The sequence below is a fragment of the Streptomyces sp. V3I8 genome, from assembly GCF_030817535.1.
Taxonomy (GTDB): domain Bacteria; phylum Actinomycetota; class Actinomycetes; order Streptomycetales; family Streptomycetaceae; genus Streptomyces.
In genome coordinates, this window is sequence record NZ_JAUSZL010000002.1 from 7,013,307 (window position 1) to 7,037,833 (window position 24,527).

Below are 24,527 nucleotides of genomic sequence, written 5' to 3' on the forward strand. Positions count from 1 at the left end.
CCTGCGCTGTGCCCGTCCGGCGTGCCGACTGTTCTCCCTCCCCGGACGCCGTACGGGGCCGCGCCTAGGGACGCCACGCCTCGATCGGGTTGCCCAGCCAGCGGGTGTCGTCGGGAACGGATTCCGCCGCCATGACGAGGGACGCGGGTCCCAGTGTGCTGCGCGCCCCGACGGTGCTGCCGGGCAGAACGATTCCGCCCGGGCCCAGGGTGGCGCCCTCACGGAGGACCACAGTATCCGTCCTCAAGATCCGGTCGTGGAAGAGGTGGGTCTGCAGCACACAGCCACGGTTGACCGTCGCCGCGTCCTCCAGCGTCACCAGATCCGTCTCGGGCAGCCAGTAGCTCTCCACCCAGACGCCCTTGCCGATATGGGCGCCGAGGCCGCGGAGCCACAGGTTCATGACGGGGGTACCCGGCACGGACCCGGCCAACCACGGCACGGCGACCACCTCGACAAAGGTGTCGGCCAGCTCGTTGCGCCATACGAAACCGCTCCACAGCGGGTGCTCACCGGCCCGGTGACGCCCCACGAGCGCCCACTTCGCGACCACGGACAGCAGCCCGGCCGCCGCCCCGGCGCCCAGCAGCACCAGCCCGGCGAGCGCCCAGGCCCACGCCCCGAGCGCGCTCAGCGCCGCGACCGTCAGCACGGCGAGCGCCGCCGAGCAGAGGACGGGCACGATCCGGCACAGCTCGACGAGCCCGCGCGCCCACAGCAGCCGCACGGGCGGGTCGTACGTCAGGCTCTGGTCGCCGCCCCGGGCCGACCGCGGCAGCTTCACCGGCGGCAGCCCCAGGTAGGAGCTGCCCTTCTTGGCCTTCTTCGGCGTCGCGGAGAGCACTCCGACCAGACCGCCGTCCGGCACCGAGCGGCCCGGCGCGGTCATCCCGGAGTTGCCGAGGAAGGCCCGGCGCCCGATCTCGGCCCGTCCGATCTTCATCCAGCCGCCGCCGAGCTCGTACGGCGCGGTCAGCGTGTCGTCGGCCAGGAACGCGCCCTCGCCGACCGTGGTCAGGCTCGGCAGCGCGAGCACCGTCGACACCTCGGCGCCCCGCCCGATCCGCATGCCGAGCAGCCGCAGCCACAGCGGCGTGACGAGCCCGGCGTACAGCGGGAACAGGGTCTCCCGGGACCGGTCCATGAGCTGGGTGACGGTCCAGGCCTGCCACCCGATCCTGCTGTGCGTGGGATGCGTACCGGGCCGCAGTCCGAGGCTCAGCAGCCGCACCGAGACCAGCAGAAGCAGCGCGAACGCGAGACCGAAGGCGAGCGTCGCCGGCACCAGCGCCACGGCGGCGCCTTGCAGCGCGTCGGCGAGCCCGGCGTCCGGCGGGACGAAGACGCCCACGACGAGCAGCGCGGCCAGCCCCGAGACCACCGGCAGCATCGTCAGCGCGAACCCGGCCGCCCCGTACATCACCCGCCAGTACGTGCCCTTCCGAGGGCGCTCCTTGGGCCAGTCGCGCTTGGCCTTGCCGAGCTTGACCGCAGGCGCGCCGGCCCACCGCTGACCGGTCGGTACGTGTCCGGCGACGGCGGAGCCGGGGGCCACCTCGGCCCGCTTGCCCACCCGGGCGCCGGGGAAGAGGATGCTCCGGGTGCCGACCACGGCGTGCGCGCCGACCTTGACCGGGCCGATCTCCAGACGGTCGCCGTCCAGCCAGTGCCCCGACAGGTCCACCTCGGACTCCACGGCGGCGCCGCGGCCGAGCTTGAGCATGCCGGTCACGGGCGGCAGCGAGTGCAGGTCGACGTCGGGACCGACCTTGGCGCCCAGCGCCCGCGCGTACCGCTCCAGCCAGGACCCGGTCAGCGAGGTCGCCCCGCTGAACTCGGCGAGCCGCTCCGCCGTCCACAGCCGCAGATGCACACTCCCGCCGCGCGGATGGCGCCCGGCCCGTACGCCGCGAAGGAGGACCCTCGCCCCGCCGGCCCCGATCGCGAGCCGTCCGGGCGGGCTGAAGAGCAGGGCGGCCGACGGTCCGACCAGCCACCAGGAGGCGCTCGGCGCCCACGGGTACGCGCCGAACCAGTGCAGCGCGTTGCCGAGCGCGGCCAGCGCCACCGTCCAGCGCAGACCGAGCAGCGCGAACAGGGGGATCAGCACCAGCAGCTGCACGACCTTGGCCCGCAGCGGCACCGGCGTGATCAGCCGCTCGGAACCGTCCCCCTGCGCGGACCTCTCCAGGTGCCGGGCGAGCTTGCGCAGCACCGGCTGCTGGTAGACGTCGAGCACGGCGGCGCTCGGGTAGCGGGCGCGCAGTCTCGTGGTGAGCAGGGCGGCGGCGAGGCTGCCGCCGCCGATCGCGAAGAAGTCGTCCCGGGCGGAGCCCACCGGGATGCCGAGCACCTCGCTCCACTGCTCGGCGAGCCACGCCTCGGTCCCGTACAGCTGCTCGGTGGGTCCGCCTGTCTCCAGGTTCTCCAGCGGCCAGGGCAGCGCGTCGCGGTCGACCTTGCCGGACGTGCGGGTCGGCAGTTCGGGCACGGGCGCGAGCAGCGGCACGAGGGCCGCCGGCAGCTCCGCACGCAGCTTCCCGACGGCCGTCGCGTGGTCCCAGCGGTCCTGGACCCCGTCCGTGCCGCTGTCGTCGCCCTCCTGGAGCACGACATAGCCGACGAGCAGCTGGTTCCCGCCACGCGCGGTCCGTACGGCGGCCGCGGCGCCCGCCACCCCGGGCAGTGCCTGCAGCGCGGCGTCCACCTCGCCCAGCTCGATCCGGCGTCCGCCGAGCTTGATCTGCTCGTCGGCCCGCCCGAGGAAGATCAGCCCCTCCGGCTCCGCCCTGACCAGGTCACCGCTGCGGTATGCGCGCTCCCAGCCGAGCGACTCCAGCGGGGCGTACTTCTCGGCGTCCTTCTCCGCGTCGAGGTAGCGGGCGAGCCCGACCCCGCCGATCACGAGCTGGCCGCTGCCGCCCATCGCCACGGGCTCCCCGGCCCCGTCGACGACGGCCAGCTCCCAGCCGTCCAGCGGCAGCCCGATCCTGATCGGCTCCTCGCCGGTCAGGAGCGAGGCGCAGGCCACCACGGTGGCCTCGGTGGGCCCGTAGGTGTTCCACACCTCGCGCCCCTCGGTGACCAGGCGCTGCACCAGCTCGGGCGGGCAGGCCTCGCCGCCGAAGATCAGCAGGCGTACCTCGTTGAGTGCTTCCGGCTCCCACAGGGCGGCCAGCGTCGGCACGGTGGAGACGACGCTGATCTCCTGCTCGACCAGCCAGGGCCCCAGGTCCGCGCCGCCGCGCACCTGGGAGCGCGGTACGGGCACCAGACAGGCCCCGTACCGCCAGGCCAGCCACATCTCCTCGCAGGAGGCGTCGAAGGCCACGGACAGACCGGCCATGACCCGGTCGCCGGGCCCGATCGGGTCCTCGGCGAGGAAGAGCCGGGCCTCGGCGTCCACGAAGGCGGCGGCGCTGCGGTGACTGACGGCCACACCCTTGGGCCTGCCCGTCGACCCCGAGGTGAAGATGACCCACGCGTCGTGCTCGGTCCCGGGGCGCGCGGCGGGCGCCGTGCCGCGCCCCCGCACGGTCAGCTCGTGCCCGGCCCCGACGACGGCCCGGACGTCCGCCTCGCCGAAGACCAGCTCGGCCCGCTCGTCGGGGTCCTCGGCGTCCACCGGTACGTAGGCGGCTCCGGCGGCCAGCACGGCGAGGACGGCGACGTACAGCTCGTTGGTGCCCGAGGGCACCCGTACGCCGACCCGGTCCCCGAGTCCCACCCCGGCGTCGCTCAGCCGCCGCCGCAACGCCTCCACCTCGACGGCCAGGTCGCGGTACGTGAGGCTGCGGCGGCCGTCGTCGAGCGCGGGCTCGTCGGGACAGGCCCGCACGGAGGCGTCGAGGATGTCGACGAGGGTGCGCGGTGACGCTGCGGAGGCCGCGGAGAATCGCGCCCGGTCACCGAACTCGGCCCGTACCTCGTCGTCGGACAACTGGAACGCGGGGCCGTGCTGGAGGGCTGCCATCGGGTCCTCACATGTCGTTCCCGGCCGGGCCGGGGGAGCCTGCGGGCCACAGGTACGCCTGGGGATATTCCGGCCGGCTCCGAACAAGCGTGGAATTTTAGTACGACGCTGCCCCCGGCCCCGCGCCTCGGCAACGCGAACGGGTCCGTACGGGCCCTTGGAACGGGCCCCGCACCTCTGTGACGTGGAGGGACGTCACCCTGACGAGACATGCCCCACACATGGCGCAAACGCGCCGACGAACGCCGTCCAGGCGTCGGGGGAGACGGCCAGAGCCTGTCGCCGGGTGTCCTCGGAGTCCCGGACGAGGACGGTTGCGGGACACATGGCGACCTCGATGCAGTTGTCGCCGCCGCCCCCGGTGCCCGTGCCCCGACGGCCCCCGGCACCTCTTCCGACCGGTCGAGCGGCTCGTGCGGCGGAAACCGCTTCCCCTGCTCGATCTCGGCGACGTACGCGGGCGAGTACCGCACCAGCGGTGCGAACTGCTCCTGCGTCGGCCGGGCTTCCTCCCGCGGCGCACCAGTTCACGCAGTGGGGCCGGTGGGGCTAGCCCCACGGCACCGAGACCCACGACACGGCCGTCCTCGTGGTCGTCGAGCTCACCGCGAACGCGGTCCTGCACGGGCCGCGTACCCGGCCGGGACTTCGCCCCGTTCCTGGCTCACGACGAGGGACAGGACGTCATCCGCATCGAGGTGACCGACACCCACCCCGCCCTGCCGACGCGCAGGACCCCGGTCCCGGCAAGACGGTCCGGGCGGAGTGCGCTGTGCGCGCGTGACCGTCCGCGGATATCCGGAAAGCAAAAAAACCCCAGGTGAACTGGGGTTTTTCGCTGGTGTCCGAGGGGGGACTTGAACCCCCACGCCCGATAAAGGGCACTAGCACCTCAAGCTAGCGCGTCTGCCATTCCGCCACCCGGACAAGGTGTCTGTCGCGCGGGGTTCCCCTCGCGGCGACGAAGGAAACATTACCAGGCTTTCCGAAGCCCTCGATCACGGGCCGACCGCCCGGCGCCGGGGCGTGAACGGCGTGTGACGGGCGTGGTCCGGCCTTGGGCGGGGAGGGCCGGAGAGAGAGGATGAGGGGGAAGGACGTGGGGGACCACCAGCAGTGACAGTGGGAGGAAGCGCGTGAGCGAGCAGGACACGACCAGGAGCATCAAGGGTGAGGACGAGGTCGTCGACCTCTGCCGCGAGCTGATCCGGATCGACACGAGCAACTACGGCGACCACTCGGGCCCGGGTGAGCGCAAGGCCGCCGAGTACGTCGCGGAGAAGCTCGCCGAGGTGGGACTCGAACCGCAGATCTTCGAGTCGCACCGGGGCCGTGCCTCCACGGTGGTCAGGATCGAGGGCGAGGACCGCTCGCGGCCCGGACTGCTCATCCACGGCCACACGGACGTCGTACCGGCGAACGCACAGGACTGGACGCACCACCCGTTCTCCGGCGAGATCGCCGACGGCTGCGTGTGGGGCCGGGGCGCGGTCGACATGAAGGACATGGACGCGATGACCCTCGCGGTCGTACGCGACCGGGTGCGCAGCGGCCGCAAGCCCCCGCGGGACCTCGTGCTGGCGTTCCTGGCCGACGAGGAGGCGGGCGGCACGTTCGGCGCCAAGCACCTCGTCGACAAGCACCCCGGCCTCTTCGAAGGGGTGACGGAGGCGATCGGCGAGGTCGGCGGATTCTCCTTCACGGTCAACGAGGATCTGCGGCTGTACCTCGTGGAGACCGCCCAGAAGGGCATGCACTGGATGAAGCTGACCGTGGACGGCACCGCCGGGCACGGTTCGATGATCCACAAGGACAACGCGATCACCGAGCTGTCCGAGGCGGTCGGGCGGCTCGGCCGGCACAAGTTCCCCGTCCGCGTGACGAAGACCCTGCGGCACTTCCTGGACGAGCTCGGCGACGCCCTCGGCACCGAGCTGGACCCGGAGAACATGGACGCGACGCTGGCCAAGCTCGGCGGTATCGCCAAGCTCATCGGCGCCTCGCTCCAGAACACCGCCAACCCGACCCAGCTGGGCGCGGGCTACAAGGTGAACGTCATCCCGGGACAGGCCACCGCGCACATCGACGCCCGCTACCTGCCGGGGTACGAGGAGGAGTTCCTCGCCGACCTGGACCGGATCCTCGGCCCGAACGTGAAGCGCGAGGACGTGCACGCGGACAAGGCGCTGGAGACCACGTTCGACGGGGCCCTGGTGGACGCCATGCAGACCGCGCTGGTCGCCGAGGACCCGATCGCCCGGGCCGTCCCGTACATGCTCTCCGCCGGCACCGACGCCAAGTCCTTCGACGACCTCGGCATCCGCTGCTTCGGCTTCGCCCCGCTGAAGCTGCCGCCGGAGCTGGACTTCGCCGGGATGTTCCACGGCGTCGACGAGCGGGTGCCGGTCGACGCCCTCAAGTTCGGCGTGCGGGTGCTCGACCGCTTCATCGAGGCATCCTGAGTTAAACCGCTGAAACGACACTCCAATAATCGCCAGCACGTACGGAGCCGACTGAGAAGAGTGAATGCGCTCATAAGCTCGTAGCCCTATTACTCCCTCCTCGTTACTGCTGATGTGATCCGCGGCTGGGATCACATTTGCCAACAAGGAGGAATAATGATCAAGAAGATCGTCGCCGCTGTCGCTGCCACGGGTGGTCTCGTTCTCGCCGGTGCGGGTATCGCGGCGGCCGACGCCGGTGCGCAGGGTGCTGCCGTGGGCTCTCCCGGCGTGCTCTCGGGCAACGTCGTCCAGGTTCCCGTCCACGTGCCGGTGAACGTCTGCGGCAACACGGTCTCCGTGATCGGGCTGCTGAACCCCGCCTTCGGCAACACCTGCGTCAACCACTGACGTCGTGCTCACCTCATGAGGGCCTGCATCCCATGAAGGCCTGAATCCATGAGGCTCTGAGTCCGCGGCCCCGGAGTGCGTGCCATGCGCTCCGGGGCCGCCGACATTCCGAATTCGGCGCACGCGCGTACGGCGTGTGCGCACTTCTGAGACGACACGGCTCACGAGGCAGGGAAAAGCTATGCGACAGGTCACCCGCAAAGGTCTGATGACGGTGGCGGCGGCGACCGGTGTCCTCGCGGCCACCGGCGGTTACGCGCACGCCGACTCAGGGGCGCACGGCACCGCTTCGGGCTCCCCGGGCGTACTCTCCGGGAACTCGGTGCAGGCGCCGGTGCACGCGCCGGTCAACGTCTGCGGCAACACCGTGAACGTGGTCGGTGTGCTCAACCCGTCGGTCGGCAACAAGTGCGGCGACAAGGGGGCCGGCGAGGGGAAGGGGTCCGGCCACCACGGGAGCGGCTCGCAGGCCGGGGGACATGCCGGCCGGTCCTCCGGCGTGGGCTCCGGCAACCACGTGGCGATTCCGGTGGACGTGCCGGTCAACGTCTGCGGCAACAGTGTCGATGTCGGCGGCGCCGGCAACACCGCCACCGGCGGCTCCTGCGCGGACACCGGCGGCGGGCACGGGGCGACGCCGCCCGGCCACGGTGGGTCGCACGGCCCCGGGAAACCGGGGCGGCAGGGCGGCTCCGGTCCGTCGGGCGGGCCGGACCGGTCCGGTGAGCAGGGGCGGACGGGCGGAACGGACAGGTCCGGCGGGTCCGGCGGCAGGAACGCGTCCGGCTCGAGCGCCGTCGGCTCGAACGCGTCCGGCTCGAACACGAACGAGGCCGGCACCCACGCCGCCGGCCGGGTCGATGCCTCGGCGCACCTCGCGCAGACCGGCAGCGGTCTGCCGCTCGGCCTCACGCTGCCGGTGAGCGCGGGCGCGCTGCTGGCGGGCGCCGTGCTCTACCGCAAGGCGCGGGCGTCGGTCTGACCCGGCATGTCCGGCAACGGCCCGAACCGTTTCCCGGCATGACAGATGAACCCAGGGACGAGAGATATGTCTCCCTGGCAGGTCGACCGGAGGGGCTCCGCGGGCGCGGGGCCCCTCCGGTTCAGTCGCCCCGGGTCACCACGTGGCCCGCACCTGGCGGATGATCCGCCGCCGCAACCGCACTCTGCGGCTGCCGTCCCGGTGCAGGCTGAGGCGGTCCAACTCCCAGTGTCCGTACTCCGCGTGGTCGGTCAGCAGGCGTGTCGCTTCCTTGCGGGAGATCCCGCGCGGCACATACACGTCGACAAATTCGTATTCCGGCATCGCATCTATTGTGCGTGCGGAGGCCGTGTACGGATAGCGTCTGCACTATGTCTGATGCTGCGCAGCCCACCGCTGCCGAGGTACGCGCCGCCGCCGAGGCGGTCAAGACCGCGCTCGACCGTCACCTGGCGGCGGTCGAGCGCAGGTCGGGTGAGGACGACCCGGCCGTCTACGAGGCGTTCAACGAGCTGGCGGCGGCCGCCGAGGAGTACGACGAGCTCCTCTACGACCGCTATGACGAGGTCACCCCCTTCGAGATCCCCGGCTCCGAGGACGCTCTGCCGCCGTACACCGGTCCCGAGGAGCCGAACGCGCTGAGCGTGCTGATCCGCCGGGACTACTCGGTGGTGGAGCCGCAGCGGCTGCTCGCGCAGGCCCAGCGGGTCGAGGCCGTGGAGGAGCCCGGGATGGTGACGGAGGGCTTCGACGCCGCGTCCGGGACCGTGCACGGTGCGCTCGGTGTCCTCTTCGGTGAGTTCGAGCCCGACGAGATCGCCTCCCGGCACAAGGAGTTCGGTCTGGAGGAGGGCGACTCGACGCTGTGGGTGACCGCCTCGGACGAGCCGGCCGAGCCGGGGGAGTGGCTGGAGGCCCCGTTCGACCAGGCCGACGCCCAGCAGGTGGTGTGCCGCTTCGACGTCAGCGCCGTCTTCGACGACGACGCGGACGACGACATCGAGGACGACATGGACGACGTGGAGGATGCCGTCCTCCCGGAGCTCGCGGTCGCGCTCGACGAGGACGAGGACCTGGACCTGGAAGTACAGGACGCGGACCGCTGACGGTCCCCACGCCCAGGGTGGCGGGCCCGGACCGATGCGGTCCGGGCCCGCCACCGGCGCGTTCGGGGCCCGACCGACGGGCCCCCGCCCCTCCAGGGGCGCGGGGAACCGCGCGCTCGGCCCTCGGCGTGTCGCGGGCGCCGGGCGGCAGCACCCGGCTCGGCCGTCGGCGCCGGCCGAGGCACGGGTCGGCGCACGGCCCGGTGCGCGGGTCGGGTCAGGCCGGTGCCGGTGCCGGGACCTGGGTCCTGAGCAGGGTCGGCAGTCGTGTCGTGCGGGGCCTGGCGGCCACCTCCGCCACCGCGCGCGGCAGGGCCTGGTCCACGCCGTGGACCACCGACAGGTGCTGGGCGGCGCGGCCGAAGGCCGTGTAGACCCAGGGGCGGGACAGGGCCTGTGCGGCGTCGCCCGGAAGCACCACGACCGCGGCGGGCCAGCGGATGCCGACGCACTGGTGGGCGGTGATCGCCCAGCCGTGCCGCACGGTCTGCTCCACCCGCTCCTTCGGCACGACGACGGGCCCGCCCGCGCACTCCAGGTGCAGCCCCGCGGCGTCGGCCTTCACCACCCGGCCGGGGACGGAACGGCCCGGCACGGCGGTGTACACGATCCGGTCGTCCGGGTCGAAGCCGCCGAAACGGCCGGGCCCCGGGTTGAGCCGCTCCTTCAGCGCGGTGTTGAGCACGCGGGTGCCCGCCGCCCCGCCGTGGCCCGGAGTGATCACCTGGGTCTGCCCGGCCGGGATGCCGATCGCCCGCGGCACCGAGTCGGCGACCAGCTGCACGGTGCGGTGGACCGCCTCCCCGGCGTCGCGCACCGGGATGATCACCACTTCCCTGCCCGGCGCCTCGACCTGGTTCAGCTCGCCGATGCCGATCCCCGAGACCAGCTCGCCGACGGGGCCCGGGTCCGGGGTCCGCGAGGCGATCTGCGGGCACACCCGCGCGGCCAGCAGGTCCGCGAAGACCCGTCCCGGCCCCGCCGACCACAGCACACCGGGGTCCCCGCTCAGCACGAGGCGGGCCCCGTCGGGCAGCGACTCGGCCAGCATCGCCGCGCTCTCGACGTCGAGCTGCGGCGCGTCGAGCACGACCAGCAGGTCGGTCCGGAGCATGCCGTCCCGGTCCCGGCCCGGTCCCTCCTCGCCGGAGAGCAGACCGGCGACGGTGACCACGACACCGTCGCCCCGGTCCTCGGCCGCCGGCGACGGATCCGCGCCGGGAGCCGCCTCCCGCGCGCTCGCGAGCGCGTCGGCGAACCGGCGGCGGCCGTCCGGATGGTGGGCGGCGGCGCACACCCGCAGCCCGAGGGACGCGGCGGCCGCGACCAGGGCCACGCACTCGGCGCGGGACGCCTCCCCGCCGGTGTGCAGGACGAGGCCGTGACCCGCGACCGCCCGGACCAGCTCGGCGGCCGAACCCGTCGCGGCCGGCTCCCAGGCCGCGGCGGCGCCGTCCTGCTCGGGCAGGGAGTTCACCACCCGGGCGAGCCCGTCGGCGAGGCTCTCCTCGGCGAGCGCGTACCGCTCCAGGCCGATGAGGACGCGTACCGGACGCACCTCTTCGTCCTCGTCCCCGTCCTCCCCCTCCGCGCCGTCGCCGTCGCCGGCCACGTCCTCGGAGCGCCGGGGGGCCGGTGGCACGCCGGGCTCCTCCAGCGCGTCCTGGAAGGCCAGCGCGTCGCCCTCGGCCAGGGCGCTCTGCACGGCGGCGTCGGGGTCGGGCACCGACCGCTGCGCGAGCGCCGCGTGCAGCGCCGGGGCCTCCAGGGCGGTGTGCCCCGCGATCGCGGCCTGTTCGAGGAGCCACACCGTGACGGCGCGGCCCCGCCGCTCGTCGTCCGGAGCGGCTTCCGCGCCCAGCAGGGCCCGGGCGAACCCGTCGGCCTGCTCGGGCCGCACCCCCGCCACCCGGAGCAGCAGCCAGGGGTCCGCACGCAGTTGCCCGTCCGCTCCCTCACCGAGGGTGGCGGCGGCCTGCGGTGCCAGCGAGTCCGGGGCGCCGCCCCGCACGAGCACGGCACGCACAGCGTCCACGGACTCGGAGGTCATCGACGCCGGGGCACCGGACGGCACGGGCTGCGGCCGCCGCACCGGCTCGGGCGCGGCCCTGCGCGGCGCCGGCTCCGGATCGCCGAAGACACCCGCCGGAGGCTTCTCCCCGCTCTCCACCGCCCGCACGGCCGCGAGCAGATCGGCGGCCTTCCCGCTCAGCGCCGTCCCGGCGAGGACCGGCCCGTCCTTCTCCGCCTTCCGCCGCTCGATGCGCTCCCGCAGCTCCCGCTGCGCCGCCAGCTCGGCCTCGGCCTCCGACAGCTGGGCCGCACCGTCGCCGGCGCCTTCCGAACCGCTCTCGCCCGCGCCGGTGCCGCCCGTGCCGGTGTCCCCCTCGTCCGTCGGGGCGGTGCCGTCGGCCCCGCCGTCCGGCGGGGCCTCCGTGCCCGCGCCGGACCCTTCGGATTCGGGACCGGCGCTCGGCGTCCCCGGCTCGGCTTCCTCCGCGGCGGACGGCTCCGTGCTCACAGCGTGCTCCAGTCGTGATCGGGATAGTGGTGCACGGGCGCCGACACGTCGTCGAGCGCCCGGCAGATCTCGTCAGGAAGACTAAGGGTCTCCACTGACAACGCGGCCGTGAGCTGCAGCGCGTTGCGCGCGCCGATGATGGGGGCGGCCACCCCGGGCCGGTCGCGGACCCAGGCCAGGGCCACCTGCAGCGGCGTCACCGCGAGGCCGTCCGCCGCCGTGGACACCGCCTCCACGACGCGGCCCGCCGCCTCGTCCAGATACGGCGCGACGAACGGCGCCAGCTGCTCCGAGGCGCCCCGTGAGTCCGTGGGCGTCCCGTGCCGGTACTTGCCGGTGAGGACGCCCCGGCCCAGCGGCGAGGAGGGCAGGAGCCCGATGCCCAGGTCCAGGGCGGCGGGCAGCACCTCGCGCTCGACGCCGCGCTGCAGCAGGGAATACTCCATCTGCGTACTGGCCAGTCGCGTGCGTATCCCCGGGGCCGCGAGCTGCCAGGTCGCCGCCTTCGCGAGCTGCCAGCCGCAGAAGTTGGACACCCCGGCATACCGGGCCCGACCGCTGCTGACAGCGATGTCGAGGGCCTGCAGGGTCTCCTCCAGCGGCGCGCCGGGGTCGTAGGCGTGGATCTGCCACAGGTCCACGTAGTCGGTGCCCAGCCGTGCCAGCGAGGCGTCGAGGGCGGACAGCAGGTGGCCCCGGGAGCCGTCGAACCGCCGGTCCGGGTCGGGCACGCTGCCCGCCTTGGTGGCGAGCACCAGGTCCCGGCGCGGCACCAGCCCCTCCATGAGCTGTCCGAGCAGGTACTCGGCCTCCCCGTCCCCGTACACGTCGGCCGTGTCGACGAGCGTCCCGCCCGCCTCCCAGAACGACTTCAACAGGTCCGCGGTCTCGTGCTCGTCGGTGTCCCTGCCCCAGGTGAGGGTGCCGAGCCCGATGCGGGACACGCGCAGGCCGGTGCGGCCGAGATGCCTCTGCTCCATGGGGGCTGAGATTACTGGCCGGAAGTCGGCGTGTGGGGTCCTGTGGACAACCTGCGCCACATGATCGGCGACGCCGTCCCTGCCGCTGGGCCCGGCAGCGCGCTAGGGTGCCCGGCAAGGGACGTTACTGATCAGTAAGGGGAATCGGCCATGCAGCTCGGGATCAACCTCGGCTACTGGGGTGCCGGAATGGACGCGGACAACCTCGCCGTGGCCAAGGAGGCCGACCGCCTCGGGTACGCGGTCTGCTGGGCCGCCGAGGCCTACGGCTCGGACGCGGCCACCGTGCTGAGCTGGGTCGCCGCCCAGACCGAGCGCATCGACGTCGGCTCGGCCATCTTCCAGATCCCGGCCCGCCAGCCCGCGATGACGGCGATGACCGCTGCCACCCTGGACTCGCTCTCCGGCGGCCGCTTCCGGCTTGGCCTCGGCGTCTCCGGACCGCAGGTCTCCGAGGGCTGGTACGGCGTGAAGTTCGACAAGCCGCTGGCCCGCACCCGCGAGTACGTCGAGATCGTGCGCAAGGCCATGACCCGCGAACGCCTGTCGTACGAGGGCACCCACTGGACGCTCCCGCTGCCGGACGGCCCGGGCAAGCCGCTCAAGCTGACCGTGCACCCGGAGCGCGAGCACATCCCGCTCTACGTCGCGGCGATCGGCCCGAAGAACCTGGAGCAGACCGGCGAGATCGCCGACGGCGCCCTGCTGATCTTCCCGTCCGCGGACCACCTCGAGGACACCGCGGTCAAGCACCTGCGCGCGGGCCGCGAGAAGGCCGGCCTGACCATGGACGGCTTCGACGTCTGCCCGACGGTGCCGCTCGCGCTCGGGGAGGACAAGGACGTACCGGCGCTCGCCGACATGTTCCGCCCCTACACCGCCCTCTACGTGGGCGGCATGGGCAGCCGCAAGCAGAACTTCTACAACCAGCTCGCCCGGCGGATGGGTTACGAGAAGGAGGCCGCCGAGATCCAGGACAAGTACCTGGGCGGCGACAAGGAGGGTGCGGGGGCGGCCGTCCCGCACCAGCTCATCGACCAGACCACGCTGCTCGGCTCGGTCGACCGCATCGCGGACCGGATGAGCGCCTACGCGGCCGCCGGCGTCACCACGCTCACGCTGGCTCCGGCGGGCTTCACCCTGGACGACCGCCTCGCCTCGCTGCGGGCCGGCTCCGAGGCCCTGGAGCGGGCCGGACTGGCGTAACCGCGGGGGCGGAGGAGTTCTACGGCCGTGGTGGGGGCTCGGGGGTCTTCCCCGCCACGGCCGTCACCCAGGACAACGCGCCACGGCCCGCCCGGTTACGCGCCTGTCATGCTCCGCGCGTCCACCGTTCGGCGGATTTGTCCGACACAGATGTTGCCGCACCCCTGACTGCCCATTTGACTCGTTCTTCGCGGAGTCCCGCAAGAAGGCGGGAATCACGCGTGGAGGTGGCAGACATGCTTTCGGCCAAGAGTCTTTTCCAGGAGATCATCGACAACGACGAGTCGTTCCGGCTCTTCTGCTCCATCGCCGCCGGCGGGGAGACGCAGGGCGGCTGGGAGAACGCGCGGATCGCGGCGCTCGTCCCGCGGAGCGAGCGCGCCCTCGCGCCCAGGATCACCCGGCACGGCGCGGACGAGGACAAGCACGGGCGGATCTTCGGCGCCCTCATGAAGAAGCGGGGCCTCACCCCCGTCGAGGTCCCTCCCGCCACCGACTACACGATGCTCCTGGAGCGGCGCGGCGTCGGCCTCGCGCACGACAGACTGCGGCGCGACGAGCCGCTCACCGTCCAGGACATCGTCGTCTACCTCTCCCACAGCAGGGTCACGGAACAGCGCGCCGCGGACCAGATGGTGATGCTCCGCAAGGACTTCGGGGACCACCCCGAGATCGGCAAGGCCGTGCGGATGATCTCCGACGACGAGGACAACCACCTCGCGTACTGCCACGAAGAACTGCTGCGCTATGCCGCGCAGGGCCACGGCCGGGCCATCCAGCGCACCCTGCGCGCGTGCGCGCTCGCCGAGATCGGCGTCTACCGGGACGTCAGCCTCGCCGTGATGGGGCACATGGGCCGCATCCTCGGCTGGTCCGCGCCCAAGGCCGCGCTGCTCGCCGCCGGCATCCGCGCCATGTACGCGTACGAGCGGATGTTCGGCTGGCGGCGGATGGTCTCGCTGTCCATGCCGGAGCGGCGCGACGCCCTGGGCGGTCCCGCGACCGCGGCGCCCGGGTTCGCCTGACCGTCGCCCCACGCGTGCGTGCCGCCTCGTACGCGGCACGCACGCGTGGAGCCCGGGAAGGGCGGCTACAGCCAGCCCCGCTTCTTGAAGAGCCGGAACAGCAGCACCTCGAAGGCCACCATGATCAGGACGACCGCCGGATAGGACCACTCCCAGTGCAGCTCCGGCATGTGCTCGAAGTTCATGCCGTAGATGCCCGCGATCATCGTCGGGACCGCGGCCATCGCCGCCCACGAGGAGATCTTCCGCATGTCGTCGTTCTGCCGCACGCTCATCTGCGCCAGGTGCGCCGACAGGACGTCCGAGACCAGCCGGTCCAGGGCCTCCACGGACTCGTTGACGCGGGTCAGGTGGTCGTTCACGTCCCGGAAGAACGGGTGGGCCCTGTCGTCGACGAACGGCACCACGGGCCCGAGGACACCCGAACCCGCGAGGCGGTTCAGCGGCACGGACAGCGGGCCGGTGGCCCGGCGGAACTCCTGGATCTGCCGCTTGAAGGTGTAGATCCGGGACGCGACGTGCCGGGACCCGCCGTCGTCCGGGGAGAACACCTCCGCCTCCAGCTCCTCCAGGTCGGTCTGCAGCTCGGTCGCCACCTCCAGGTAGTGGTCGACGGTGGCGTCGGCGATCGCGTAGAGCACCGCCGTCGGACCCAGCCGGAGCATCTCCGGGTCCTTCTCCAGCCGGCCGCGCACGGACTTCAGGGGCGAACCCTCACCGTGACGCACGGTCACCACGAAGGAGTCGCCGAGGAAGATCATCAGCTCGCCGGAGGACACGGTGTCGCTGTCCGGCTCGTACGTCACCGGCTTCAGGACCGCGAACAACGAGTCGTCGTACACCTCCAGCTTCGGGCGCTGGTGCGCGTTGAGGGCGTCCTCGACGGCCAGCTCGTGCAGCCCGAACTCCTCGGTGACGCGGTCGAACTCGCGCTCCGTCGGCTCGTGCAGCCCGATCCACACGAACGCGTCCCCGGAGGCGCGCGCGGCGTCCAGCGCGTCGGAGAGGTCCTCCAGCCCCTCCGTCCGGTGCCCGTCCCGGTAGATGGCACAGTCCACGATCACAGAGCGTATTCTCCTGTCGCTGGTTCTCCGGCGCGTCCGGTGCGCCGCCTACGCTGGGCCGCATGCCCACCTTGATCCTCGTCCGGCACGGACGTTCCACCGCCAACACCGCGGGCCTGCTCGCCGGGTGGACCCCCGGCGTCGCCCTCGACGAGCGCGGCGCCGCACAGGCCGCGGCACTGCCCGGGCGCCTCGCGGAGCTGCCGCTCGCCGAGATCGTCAGCAGCCCCCTCCAGCGCTGTCAGGAGACGGTCCAGCCGCTCCTCGACGCCCGTCCCGGACTGCGGGCCCACTCCGACGAACGTATCGGGGAGTGCGACTACGGGGACTGGTCGGGGCGCAAGCTCGCCGAGCTGGCGGGCGAGCCGCTGATGGAGGTCGTCCAGTCGCACCCCTCCGCCGCCGCGTTCCCGGGCGGCGAGTCCATGCGCGCCATGCAGACCCGCGCCGCCGAGGCGGTACGGGAGTGGAACGCGCGCGTGGAGCGCGACCACGGCGACGACGCCGTGTACCTCATGTGCTCGCACGGCGACATCATCAAGTCCCTCGTCGCGGATGCGCTCGGCCTTCATCTGGACCTCTTCCAGCGGATCTCCGTAGAACCGTGTTCCATCACCGCGATCCGTTACACACGACTGCGGCCGTTTCTCGTGCGCCTCGGGGACACCGGCGACCTCTCCTCCCTGGCGCCGCGGGAGGAACCGGCCGGCGGCGACGCGGCGGTCGGGGGCGGTGCGGGCGCACCGTGATCGTCGACCGCAGTAGGGTGAAGCGGTCGAAGAAGCGCAGCAGTTGTCAGCAGCAGACGCAGTCGACGGCAGAAGCAGTCGATCGATCCAATGGAGACAGGACGTGTCCCGTCAGGTGTTCCTCTACGACCCGCCGGACCGTTTCGTAGCCGGTACGGTCGGGCTGCCAGGGCGACGTACCTTCTTCCTGCAGGCCAGCTCGGGCCCGCGGGTGACGAGTGTGGCCCTGGAGAAGACGCAGGTGGCGGCGCTCGCCGAACGGATGGACGAGCTGCTCGACGAGGTCGTCCGGCGTACCGGGGGCAGCGCCCCCGTGCCGGCGGTGGTCCCGGTCGAGGTCTCCGACTCGGCTCCCCTGGAGACACCCGTGGAGGAGGAGTTCCGCGTCGGCACCATGGCCCTGGCCTGGGACGGCGACGAGCAGCGCATGATCGTCGAGGCGCAGGCGCTCGTCGAACTGGACGCAGACTCCGAGGAGGACCTGGCCGCGGCCGAGGAGGAACTCCTGCAGGACGAGGAGAACGGCCCGCCGATGCTGCGGGTCCGCCTCACCGGCGCCCAGGCCCGTGCCTTCGCCAAACGCGCCCTCGACGTCGTCAACGCCGGCCGGCCGCCCTGCCCGCTGTGCAGTCTCCCGCTCGACCCGGAAGGACACGTATGTCCGCGCCAGAACGGATACCGCCGCGAGGCGTGACCACGGCCGAGCTGCTCGCCGAGGGCGAGCTGACGGTCCGCGGCCGCATCCGTGAGGCCTCGAACGCGGTGCTGCTCTGCGACGTCTCGTACGCGGGGCGCGAGGCGGCCTGCGTCTACAAGCCCGTCGCGGGCGAGCAGCCGCTGTGGGACTTCCCCGACGGGACCCTCGCCCAGCGCGAGGCCGCCGCGTTCGAGGTGTCCGAGGCCACCGGCTGGGGGCTCGTCCCGCCCACCGTGCTGCGCGAGGGGCCGTACGGTCCGGGCATGTGCCAGCTGTGGATCGAGCCGCCGGACGGGGACAGCGAGGGCGACGGCGAGGGCGGCGACGGCGGCGGTGCCGGGCTGCTCGCGCTCGTCGACGCCGAGGAGCCCGGGGACGGCTGGAAGGCCGTCGGCCTGGCCGAGGTCGGCGAAGGGCGTACCGCCCTGCTCGTGCACGCGGACGACGAGCGGCTGCGCAGGCTCGCCGTCCTCGACGCGGTGATCAACAACGCCGACCGCAAGGGCGGGCACCTGCTGCCCGCCGCCGGTGGACGGCTGTACGGCATCGACCACGGGGTCACCTTCAACGCCGAGAACAAGCTGCGCACGCTGCTGTGGGGCTGGGCGGGGGAGAAGCTCACCCCCGAGGCGGTCGAGGCCCTGGAACGGCTCAGGGAGGCCCTGGACGGGGCGCTGGGCGTGCGCCTGGGGGAACTGATCACCGGGGCGGAGCTGGACGCCACACGCGCGCGTGTGGCCGCCCTGCTCGCCTCCGGACGGCATCCGGAGCCCTCCGGGGAGTGGCCCGCCATCCCGTGGCCGCCCGTGTAGCGCGGGCCGCGGCCGCCCGTGCGGTCGGGCCGGCGCCACCCGTACAGGCGTACGGCACACTCCGGAGTGCCGCGCAAGAGTGCCTGTCAGGCCATCCACGCTGGTCCGGTTCGTATACGGAACATCCGTCCGGTTAGTCTCAGGGTATGCATGCCTGGCCCGCTTCCGAGGTCCCCGCCCTGCCCGGCAAGGGCCGCGACCTCAGGATCCACGACACCGCGACCGGTGGTCCCGTGACCCTCGACCCCGGTCCCGTCGCCCGTATCTACGTCTGCGGCATCACCCCGTACGACGCGACCCATATCGGTCACGCGGCGACCTACAACGCGTTCGACCTCGTCCAGCGCGTGTGGCTCGACACCAAGCGGCAGGTTCACTACGTCCAGAACGTGACGGACGTCGACGACCCGCTGCTGGAGCGCGCCGCACGGGACGACGTCGACTGGGTCGCCCTCGCCGAGCAGGAGACCGCCCTCTTCCGGGAGGACATGACCGCCCTGCGGATGCTGCCCCCGCGGCACTACATCGGCGCCGTCGAGGCCATACCCGGGATCGTCCCGCTGGTCGAGCGGCTCCGGGACTCGGGAGCCGCGTACGAGCTGGAGGGCGACGTCTACTTCTCCGTGGAGGCCGACCCGCACTTCGGCGGGGTCTCCCACCTCGACGCGGCGGCCATGCGGCTGCTGTCGGCCGAGCGCGGCGGCGACCCGGACCGCGCGGGCAAGAAGAACCCGCTCGACCCCATGCTGTGGATGGCCGCCCGCGAGGGCGAGCCGAACTGGGACGGCGGCTCGCTCGGCCGGGGCCGGCCCGGCTGGCACATCGAGTGCGTCGCGATCGCCCTGGAGCACCTGGGCATGGGCTTCGACGTGCAGGGCGGCGGCTCCGACCTCGTCTTCCCGCACCACGAGATGGGCGCCTCCCACGCGCAGGCGCTGACCGGCGAGTTCCCCATGGCCAAGGCGTACGTGCACGCGGGCATGGTCGCGCTCGACGGCGAGAAGATGTCCAAGTCCAGGGGCAACCTGGTCTTCGTCTCGGCGCTGCGCCGCGACGGCGTCGACCCGGCGGCCATCCGGCTCGCCCTGCTCGCGCACCACTACCGGGCGGACTGGGAGTGGACCGACCAGGTGCTGCGGGACGCCGTCGCGCGCCTGGAGCGCTGGCGGGCGGCCGTGTCCCGGCCCGACGGCCCGTCGGCCGAGACGCTCGTCGAGGAGATCCGCGCGGCCCTCGCGAACGACCTGGACGCACCGGCGGCCCTCGCGGCCGTCGACCGCTGGGCCGCGCTCCAGGAGGAGCGGGGCGGCACGGACGAGGGCGCCCCCGGCGTCGTCTCACGCGCCGTGGACGCCCTGATGGGCGTGGCCCTCTAGGAGTTCTAGGAGTAAGCGCCGAGCAGCGCCCAGGGCTCCTCCGGTACTCCTCCAGGACGCTCGGGGCACCGGCGAGGCGTCGGGCGCCGGACGGGTCCTCACCCGTCCGGCGCCCTTCGCGTGGTGGATCCGTGTCACGCCGCTACTTGTTGACGATCACGGCCTGGACCGAGTCGGTCGAGGAGTCGTAGATCCCGATGACCTGCTGACCGAAGGCGAAGGCCGCCTGGACCTCGTCGTGCGTCACCTGGTTCGGGTTGACCAGTGGGCGCCAGCCCTGGTTGATGTACAGGTAGAGGATCGACGGCTGGCCCGGCAGCGGGGTGACGACGTCCCAGAAGTGCTCGGCGATCCCGCTCGTCAGCGCCGCGGCCTCGACCGCGCTGCGCACGACCAGCGGCTGGCCCTGCTGCCGGCCGAACCCCTGCTGGCCCTGTTGCTGCTGTCCGCCGAGCTGCTGGAGCAGCTGCTGGAACGGCTGCTGCTGGCCCATCTGCTGGAGCTGCTGCTGCAGGTGCTGGGGAATCTGCTGCTGCCCGTACCCCTGCTGCCCGAACGGCTGCTGTTGCTGCTGGCCGAACGGCTGCTGCGGCCCGAAGCCCTGCTGCTGGCCGGAGCCCTGCTGCTGCCCCTGCTGCGGGGGCGCCGTGCTCGGACCCTGCTGCTGGCCCTGCTGGCCGAACCCCTGCTGGCCGAACCCCTGCTGGCCGAAGCCTTGCTGGCCGTACCCCTGCTGACCCTGTTGGCCTTGCCGGCTCATCTGCGGGGTGGTGCTCATGCGGGTGCCACCTTCCCTGGGTGATCGCTTGGGCGAGAGTTGTCCGTTCAGTGACGGTCGGTCGGGTCAACCGGTGACGACCAGGCCGACGATCTCGTCGTCCGAGAACCAGACCCGTACGTCGGGCCGCCCGCTCGCGAAGGCGGACTGCACCGACCGGCGGGTCTCGGCGGACGGATGGTCGAGGCTCCGCCAGGCACCGGCCACGTACAGCCGGATCCGGGGCGGGAGTTCACGCGGATAGGGCACCAGTTCGTCCCAGTACCGTTCGGCCTGGCCCGAGCCGACGGCGCCCGGCAGCAGATGGGCCACCGCCGCCTTGATGTCCGGCCGGCTGCCGATCCGCTGCGAGGCGGGCCGTCCCGGCGCGTCCTGCTGCGGGGAACCGGTGGCCCGCAGCACGTTCCGGGCCTTCTCCGGGGTCATCGCCTCCTGGCCGGCCGCCTTGAGCATGCCCTGCAGCGAGGCCAGGGCGCCGACCACCACCGGGGAGGCGGCGGAGGTCCCGGAGAAGGTGTCCGTGAACCAGGCGATCTCCTCGGCGCCGCCCTGCAGGTCGCCGGGCCGGTCCCAGAAGCCGCCGGCCGTGGTGACCTCGCGGCCCCAGCCCTGCGCGTCCACCCGCGCCCCGTAGTTGGAGAACGCCAGGCGGGAGCGGTCCGGGCCGTGGTCGCGGCCGTGGGTGCCGGGCGGCGGGGCGCCCGCACCGACCAGGATCGCGCCGGAGGACCGGTGCGAGGGGTTGAAGGGGTTGCGCCACCACTGCGGGAATTCGTCCGGGCGGCGCTCGTAGACCGCGTCGTCCAGCGACTCGCCGCCGTTGCCCGCCGCCTCCACCACGACGATGCCCCTGGCGGTCGAGAACCGGATGGCCGCGAAGTCGTCGGGCCACCATTCGAGCGGGGTGTAACCGCGCTGGTCGTCGCGCTGCTGGTAGTCGAACCGCGGTCCCGGGCGGTGCAGTTCGACCAGGATGATGTCGCCGGGGCCGAGCCGGTCGGCCGCCGCGTGGATCGCGGCCGCCGTGCCGATGCCGTGGAAGGACGCGGCCGCCGTCACACTGTCGGGCGCGATGCCGGTGATCCCGTACTCGTTGCGGTCACCGCCGATCACGCCGATCACGGAGGTGCCGTGGTTGCGCCAGGCCAGATCCTGGATCGGGGTGCCGACGACGACGCCGGCGAGCTTCGCGGCCAGGTCCTCGTGGCCCAGCTGCCAGGCCCCCTCCACGTCGATCACGGTGACACCCCGGCCGGACCCGCCGGGCCGCTGCCAGGCCCAGTACGCGTCCACGCCCTCGGGCGCGGGGCGCAGATAGCCCTGCCTGCTGGTGAAGTCGGGCGTGACGGGCGCGCCCTCCTTCTGCTGCCGGCCCTCGTCGGCGCTGCGTCCGACGGGGCCCAGCGACGCCGGCACGGCGGCCGGTTTCATGTACGCCGTGGCGATCTCCGGCAGCGCGGCGATCCGCGCACGCAGTTCCCGGGCCCGCTCCCCGCCGCCGCGCACCCGGTAGAACAGACTCAGGTCGGGCAGCGCCTCGGCGCCCGCCGCCGGAGGCTGCGCCGCCGCCCGCAGCCGCTCCTCGTTGCCGAACAGCGGTTCCAGCGCGAGCTGTTCGTCGCTGAGGAACATCGTGAGCGCCGACACGTCGGCGCCGGCCGCCGAACGGACCCCGGCGGCCCCGGCGCGCAACCGGGCCTCGGGCCGGGCGACGACGATCAGTTCCTGTTCGGCCCCCCGGTAGTCGAATCCCGCTCCGTCGGGTCCTGGCCCGGACGCTCCCGGGCCCTGCTCCGGTTGTACCTGATCGGTCATCGCGTGCCGCTCCCCTCGGTCCGTACAGGTGTGAACTGCTTCCGTTCGTCTCGTCCGGTGGCGCCTTCCGGAGCACACCCTGCTCCTCCCGAGCCGCCTCGTCCACCCCCGAGTTCGCCAACTGCGTTTGGACACAAGTTGAACGGGGTACCGTGCCGATTCCGTCCTGAAACCGATGTCACGCCGCAATCCGGCCGAATGCTGCCGAGACGGGTGTCGTGCGGAGGGGCGGCAGCGGCGCCCGGCCCGGGGCCGGCGGCGTCCCGCGCGGGACGGCATGTGCGCCGGGCACGACACCCGCGGCCGAAACCGCGAACGTCCGCGACCGGAACCGCGAACGTCCGCGGCCGGAAACGCGAGAGGGGCGGTGCGCCCGAAGCGCACCGCCCCTCCCGACAGCCGGCCCTCGGCGGCCGGCCCCTCAGTCTTCCGACGAATCCTCGGCGGAGCCGGAATCGTCCCCGGCCGTACTGTCCCCGGCCGCGCCGTCGGCCGTGCCGCCGGTGCCTCCCGCGGTGTCGCCGGCGGCGTCCGTGATCCCCGGCTTCGGCGGCTTCGGCGGCCTGGTGCGGCCGCCCGGGGTGTCCCGGAGGTAGGTGGCGGGATCGCCGCTCTCCGTGGCATGGCTGCCGGGTGACGCCGTCGGACCGCCCCCGTCCCGCCTGCGCAGATAGCGCTCGAACTCGCGGGCGATCGCCTCGCCCGACGCCTCCGGCAGCTCGGCGGTGTCCCGGGCCTCCTCCAGTGTCTGCACGTACTCGGCGACCTCGCTGTCCTCGGCCGCCAGCTGGTCCACGCCCACCTGCCAGGCGCGGGCGTCCTCCGGCAGCTCACCCAGCGGGATCCGCAGGTCGATCAGGTCCTCCAGGCGGTTCAGGAGGGCCAGCGTCGCCTTCGGGTTCGGGGGCTGCGACACGTAGTGCGGGACGGCCGCCCACAGCGACACCGCGGGTACGCCCGCGTGCGTGCACGCCTCCTGGAGGATGCCGACGATGCCCGTGGGGCCCTCGTACTTGGTCTCCTCCAGATCCATGGTGCGCGCCAGGTCGGGGTCGGACGTGACCCCGCTGACCGGCACCGGACGGGTGTGCGGGGTGTCGCCCAGCAGCGCGCCGAGGATCACCACCAGCTCCACGCCCAGCTCATGGGCGAAGCCCAGCAGTTCGTTGCAGAAGGAGCGCCAGCGCATCGACGGTTCGATGCCCCGCACCAGCACCAGGTCCCGCGGCTTCTCCCCGCCGACGCGGACCACCGACAACCTTGTCGTCGGCCACGTGATCTTGCGTACACCGCCGTCCAGCCACACGGTGGGGCGGTTGACCTGGAAGTCGTAGTAGTCCTCGGCGTCGAGCGCCGCGAACACCTCGCCCTTCCACTCGCTGTCCAGATGCGCGACCGCGGTGGAGGCAGCGTCGCCGGCGTCGTTCCAGCCCTCGAACGCGGCCACCATGACCGGGTCGACCAGCTCGGGAACTCCCTCGAGCTCGATCACCCAGCGCCTCCTTCACTTCCGACATGCCCTCACGTACGCCCCAACCTTACGGCTTGCGCGCAGGGCGTCCGCAGCCCCCGTGGGTGGGGGAGTGACCGGATCACTGCCCCGTTCACCGCCTCCGGACACCCGGCCGGCCGCGTCCCGGCCGCGTCCGCGTCCCGGCCGCGCGGGGCGCCGAGGACCGCACGGTGCTCACGCGGCGTGCGGCCGACCGCGTCCTGCCGGGTCGGGGCCCGCCGGCCGCGGGCACGGGCCGCGGGTCCGCAGAGGCCGTCGCGGTCGCGGCCGGTCACAGCGCGCGCTCCTGCGCCTCGGCCAGCAGGCGCAGCGCCTCCAGCGCGACCACACCGCCGCGCTCCACGCCCGCCGCGACGACCTCACGGTGCGGGTCGTAGCCGCCGGTGCCCGCCGCGTCGGTGAGTTCGTCCGCGTTCGCGCCGTCGATCACGAGGACACCGCCCGCGGTCAGCCCGCGCAGCGAGGCCGTCACGTACAGCGCGGACAGCTCCATCTCGATGGCCGCGAGCCCCGCCCCCTCGTACGGGAACAGCGGGATCAGCCCCGGCCGGAAGGCGGCCCGCGTCCACACCAGGCCGCGGTGGTGCGGGGCGCCCTGTTCCCGCGCGGCCAGTTGCAGCGCGAGCACCGCCTCGGGGGTGGCCACCGCCGGGTACTCGGGCGGCAGCAGCTGCTGGGTCACCCCGTCGTCGCGTACGGCCGCCTCCGCGATGACGAGGTCGCCGTCCCGGATGCCGGGCCGCATCGCGCCCGCCGTGCCGAGCCGCAGGAACGTGCTCACCCCCGCGTCGGCCAGCTCCTGGAAGAGCAGGATCGCGCCCGGCGCGCCGATCCCGTGGGAGGCGGCGACGACCGGCACGCCCTTCCAGCTCCCGGTGAACGCCCGGTACTCGCGGTGGTACGACACCTCCTCGGCGCCGTCGAGCAGCGCGGCGACGACCGCGGCGCGCGCGGGGTCCCCGACGACGACGGCACGCGGCGGCAGCCCGGTGCGGGGTATGCGCGTGACGGGGGCCAGGTCCTGCCTCATGAGGTGACTCCATTCGTACTCGGACGCGTACGTGCAGCGGGTCCGGCT

General features: G+C 73.2%; 20 protein-coding genes and 1 tRNA gene. 10 read left to right on the forward strand and 11 right to left on the reverse strand.

From position 1 onward, the window contains the following. Positions 1-64 precede the first annotated feature (64 nt). From QFZ75_RS30995 to QFZ75_RS31005, 3 genes are all read right to left on the reverse strand, one after another. On the reverse strand, positions 65-3,973 hold the full coding sequence (locus QFZ75_RS30995; RefSeq protein WP_307542172.1) for a Pls/PosA family non-ribosomal peptide synthetase: 3,909 nt from the start codon (positions 3,971-3,973) through the stop codon (positions 65-67). A gap of 195 nt (positions 3,974-4,168) precedes the next feature. After that, positions 4,169-4,300 (reverse strand): DUF397 domain-containing protein, encoded by a 132-nt coding sequence (locus tag QFZ75_RS31000; RefSeq protein WP_307542174.1) that lies wholly within the window; start codon positions 4,298-4,300, stop codon positions 4,169-4,171. Between the two features lie 512 nt (positions 4,301-4,812). After that, a tRNA-Leu gene (locus QFZ75_RS31005) sits at positions 4,813-4,900 on the reverse strand. Between the two features lie 209 nt (positions 4,901-5,109). On the opposite strand from QFZ75_RS31005, the gene QFZ75_RS31010 reads away from it, so the two are divergent. From QFZ75_RS31010 to QFZ75_RS31020, 3 genes are all read left to right on the forward strand, one after another. Continuing rightward, entirely contained in the window at positions 5,110-6,435 is a 1,326-nt protein-coding gene (locus QFZ75_RS31010) for a M20/M25/M40 family metallo-hydrolase (protein ID WP_307542175.1), read from the forward strand. Between the two features lie 156 nt (positions 6,436-6,591). Beyond that, positions 6,592-6,825: a chaplin ChpH gene (chpH, locus tag QFZ75_RS31015; protein ID WP_307542176.1), complete on the forward strand. Its 234-nt coding sequence runs from the start codon at positions 6,592-6,594 to the stop codon at positions 6,823-6,825. Between the two features lie 181 nt (positions 6,826-7,006). Then, positions 7,007-7,807: a chaplin gene (locus tag QFZ75_RS31020; RefSeq protein WP_307542177.1), complete on the forward strand. Its 801-nt coding sequence runs from the start codon at positions 7,007-7,009 to the stop codon at positions 7,805-7,807. 135 nt (positions 7,808-7,942) lie between these two features. Here QFZ75_RS31020 and QFZ75_RS31025 read toward each other — a convergent pair whose 3' ends face one another. Then, positions 7,943-8,131, reverse strand: a complete 189-nt coding sequence (locus tag QFZ75_RS31025; RefSeq protein ID WP_307542179.1) for a DUF5703 family protein — start codon at positions 8,129-8,131, stop codon at positions 7,943-7,945. Positions 8,132-8,178: 47 nt separating this feature from the next. On the opposite strand from QFZ75_RS31025, the gene QFZ75_RS31030 reads away from it, so the two are divergent. Further along, positions 8,179-8,913, forward strand: a complete 735-nt coding sequence (locus tag QFZ75_RS31030; protein ID WP_307542180.1) for a hypothetical protein — start codon at positions 8,179-8,181, stop codon at positions 8,911-8,913. A 217-nt stretch (positions 8,914-9,130) separates the two neighbouring features. Here the strand turns inward: QFZ75_RS31030 and QFZ75_RS31035 are convergent, their stop codons facing one another. Together QFZ75_RS31035 and QFZ75_RS31040 are read right to left on the reverse strand one after the other, a co-directional pair. Continuing rightward, positions 9,131-11,434, reverse strand: coding sequence for a helix-hairpin-helix domain-containing protein (locus QFZ75_RS31035; RefSeq protein ID WP_307542181.1), 2,304 nt, complete (start codon positions 11,432-11,434; stop codon positions 9,131-9,133). Beyond that, positions 11,431-12,414 (reverse strand): aldo/keto reductase, encoded by a 984-nt coding sequence (locus tag QFZ75_RS31040; protein ID WP_307542182.1) that lies wholly within the window; start codon positions 12,412-12,414, stop codon positions 11,431-11,433. The genes QFZ75_RS31035 and QFZ75_RS31040 overlap by 4 nt, the downstream gene beginning before the upstream one ends. Positions 12,415-12,564: 150 nt before the next feature. Between QFZ75_RS31040 and QFZ75_RS31045 the strand changes: the two genes are divergently transcribed. Continuing rightward, a complete protein-coding gene (locus tag QFZ75_RS31045; RefSeq protein ID WP_307542183.1) occupies positions 12,565-13,620 on the forward strand; it encodes an LLM class F420-dependent oxidoreductase in 1,056 nt (351 codons plus the stop codon). 236 nt (positions 13,621-13,856) lie between these two features. Next, complete coding sequence (locus QFZ75_RS31050; RefSeq protein WP_307542184.1) at positions 13,857-14,645, forward strand: ferritin-like domain-containing protein; 789 nt, start codon at positions 13,857-13,859, stop codon at positions 14,643-14,645. Between the two features lie 65 nt (positions 14,646-14,710). Here the strand turns inward: QFZ75_RS31050 and corA are convergent, their stop codons facing one another. Continuing rightward, positions 14,711-15,709: a magnesium/cobalt transporter CorA gene (gene corA / locus QFZ75_RS31055; RefSeq protein ID WP_307542186.1), complete on the reverse strand. Its 999-nt coding sequence runs from the start codon at positions 15,707-15,709 to the stop codon at positions 14,711-14,713. A 62-nt stretch (positions 15,710-15,771) separates the two neighbouring features. Between corA and QFZ75_RS31060 the strand changes: the two genes are divergently transcribed. The 4 genes from QFZ75_RS31060 to mshC all read left to right on the forward strand — a co-directional run bounded on the left by QFZ75_RS31060 (position 15,772) and on the right by mshC (position 19,343). Further along, positions 15,772-16,458, forward strand: coding sequence for a histidine phosphatase family protein (locus QFZ75_RS31060; RefSeq protein ID WP_307542188.1), 687 nt, complete (start codon positions 15,772-15,774; stop codon positions 16,456-16,458). Between the two features lie 103 nt (positions 16,459-16,561). Next, the gene (locus tag QFZ75_RS31065) at positions 16,562-17,152 is read left to right on the forward strand and encodes a DUF3090 domain-containing protein (protein ID WP_307542190.1); all 591 of its coding nucleotides are present in this window, start codon (positions 16,562-16,564) and stop codon (positions 17,150-17,152) included. Next, positions 17,116-17,967, forward strand: a complete 852-nt coding sequence (locus QFZ75_RS31070) for an SCO1664 family protein (protein ID WP_307542192.1) — start codon at positions 17,116-17,118, stop codon at positions 17,965-17,967. The genes QFZ75_RS31065 and QFZ75_RS31070 overlap by 37 nt, the downstream gene beginning before the upstream one ends. Positions 17,968-18,113: 146 nt before the next feature. After that, positions 18,114-19,343 (forward strand): cysteine--1-D-myo-inosityl 2-amino-2-deoxy-alpha-D-glucopyranoside ligase, encoded by a 1,230-nt coding sequence (gene mshC, locus QFZ75_RS31075; protein WP_307542195.1) that lies wholly within the window; start codon positions 18,114-18,116, stop codon positions 19,341-19,343. Between the two features lie 142 nt (positions 19,344-19,485). Here mshC and QFZ75_RS31080 read toward each other — a convergent pair whose 3' ends face one another. The 4 genes from QFZ75_RS31080 to QFZ75_RS31100 all read right to left on the reverse strand — a co-directional run bounded on the left by QFZ75_RS31080 (position 19,486) and on the right by QFZ75_RS31100 (position 24,479). Then, positions 19,486-20,121 (reverse strand): hypothetical protein, encoded by a 636-nt coding sequence (locus QFZ75_RS31080; RefSeq protein WP_307542197.1) that lies wholly within the window; start codon positions 20,119-20,121, stop codon positions 19,486-19,488. Between the two features lie 66 nt (positions 20,122-20,187). Continuing rightward, positions 20,188-21,936 (reverse strand): S8 family peptidase, encoded by a 1,749-nt coding sequence (locus QFZ75_RS31085; protein WP_307542200.1) that lies wholly within the window; start codon positions 21,934-21,936, stop codon positions 20,188-20,190. Between the two features lie 421 nt (positions 21,937-22,357). Beyond that, a complete protein-coding gene (locus QFZ75_RS31090; protein ID WP_307542201.1) occupies positions 22,358-23,428 on the reverse strand; it encodes a PAC2 family protein in 1,071 nt (356 codons plus the stop codon). A gap of 292 nt (positions 23,429-23,720) precedes the next feature. Further along, positions 23,721-24,479 carry a nucleoside phosphorylase gene (locus QFZ75_RS31100; protein WP_307542202.1) on the reverse strand — a complete coding sequence of 253 codons (759 nt, stop codon included), beginning with the start codon at positions 24,477-24,479 and terminating at the stop codon, positions 23,721-23,723. Positions 24,480-24,527 lie beyond the last annotated feature (48 nt).

Coding starts and splice junctions, on each gene's coding strand:
- QFZ75_RS30995 (WP_307542172.1), bottom strand. CDS start 3,973: ATGGCAGCCCTCCAGCACGGCCCCGCGTTCCAGTTGTCCGACGACGAG.
- QFZ75_RS31000 (WP_307542174.1), bottom strand. CDS start 4,300: ATGTGTCCCGCAACCGTCCTCGTCCGGGACTCCGAGGACACCCGGCGA.
- chpH (WP_307542176.1), top strand. CDS start 6,592: ATGATCAAGAAGATCGTCGCCGCTGTCGCTGCCACGGGTGGTCTCGTT.
- QFZ75_RS31020 (WP_307542177.1), top strand. CDS start 7,007: ATGCGACAGGTCACCCGCAAAGGTCTGATGACGGTGGCGGCGGCGACC.
- QFZ75_RS31025 (WP_307542179.1), bottom strand. CDS start 8,131: ATGCCGGAATACGAATTTGTCGACGTGTATGTGCCGCGCGGGATCTCC.
- QFZ75_RS31030 (WP_307542180.1), top strand. CDS start 8,179: ATGTCTGATGCTGCGCAGCCCACCGCTGCCGAGGTACGCGCCGCCGCC.
- QFZ75_RS31040 (WP_307542182.1), bottom strand. CDS start 12,414: ATGGAGCAGAGGCATCTCGGCCGCACCGGCCTGCGCGTGTCCCGCATC.
- QFZ75_RS31045 (WP_307542183.1), top strand. CDS start 12,565: ATGCAGCTCGGGATCAACCTCGGCTACTGGGGTGCCGGAATGGACGCG.
- QFZ75_RS31050 (WP_307542184.1), top strand. CDS start 13,857: ATGCTTTCGGCCAAGAGTCTTTTCCAGGAGATCATCGACAACGACGAG.
- QFZ75_RS31060 (WP_307542188.1), top strand. CDS start 15,772: ATGCCCACCTTGATCCTCGTCCGGCACGGACGTTCCACCGCCAACACC.
- QFZ75_RS31070 (WP_307542192.1), top strand. CDS start 17,116: ATGTCCGCGCCAGAACGGATACCGCCGCGAGGCGTGACCACGGCCGAG.
- mshC (WP_307542195.1), top strand. CDS start 18,114: ATGCATGCCTGGCCCGCTTCCGAGGTCCCCGCCCTGCCCGGCAAGGGC.
- QFZ75_RS31080 (WP_307542197.1), bottom strand. CDS start 20,121: ATGAGCACCACCCCGCAGATGAGCCGGCAAGGCCAACAGGGTCAGCAG.
- QFZ75_RS31085 (WP_307542200.1), bottom strand. CDS start 21,936: ATGACCGATCAGGTACAACCGGAGCAGGGCCCGGGAGCGTCCGGGCCA.
- QFZ75_RS31100 (WP_307542202.1), bottom strand. CDS start 24,479: ATGAGGCAGGACCTGGCCCCCGTCACGCGCATACCCCGCACCGGGCTG.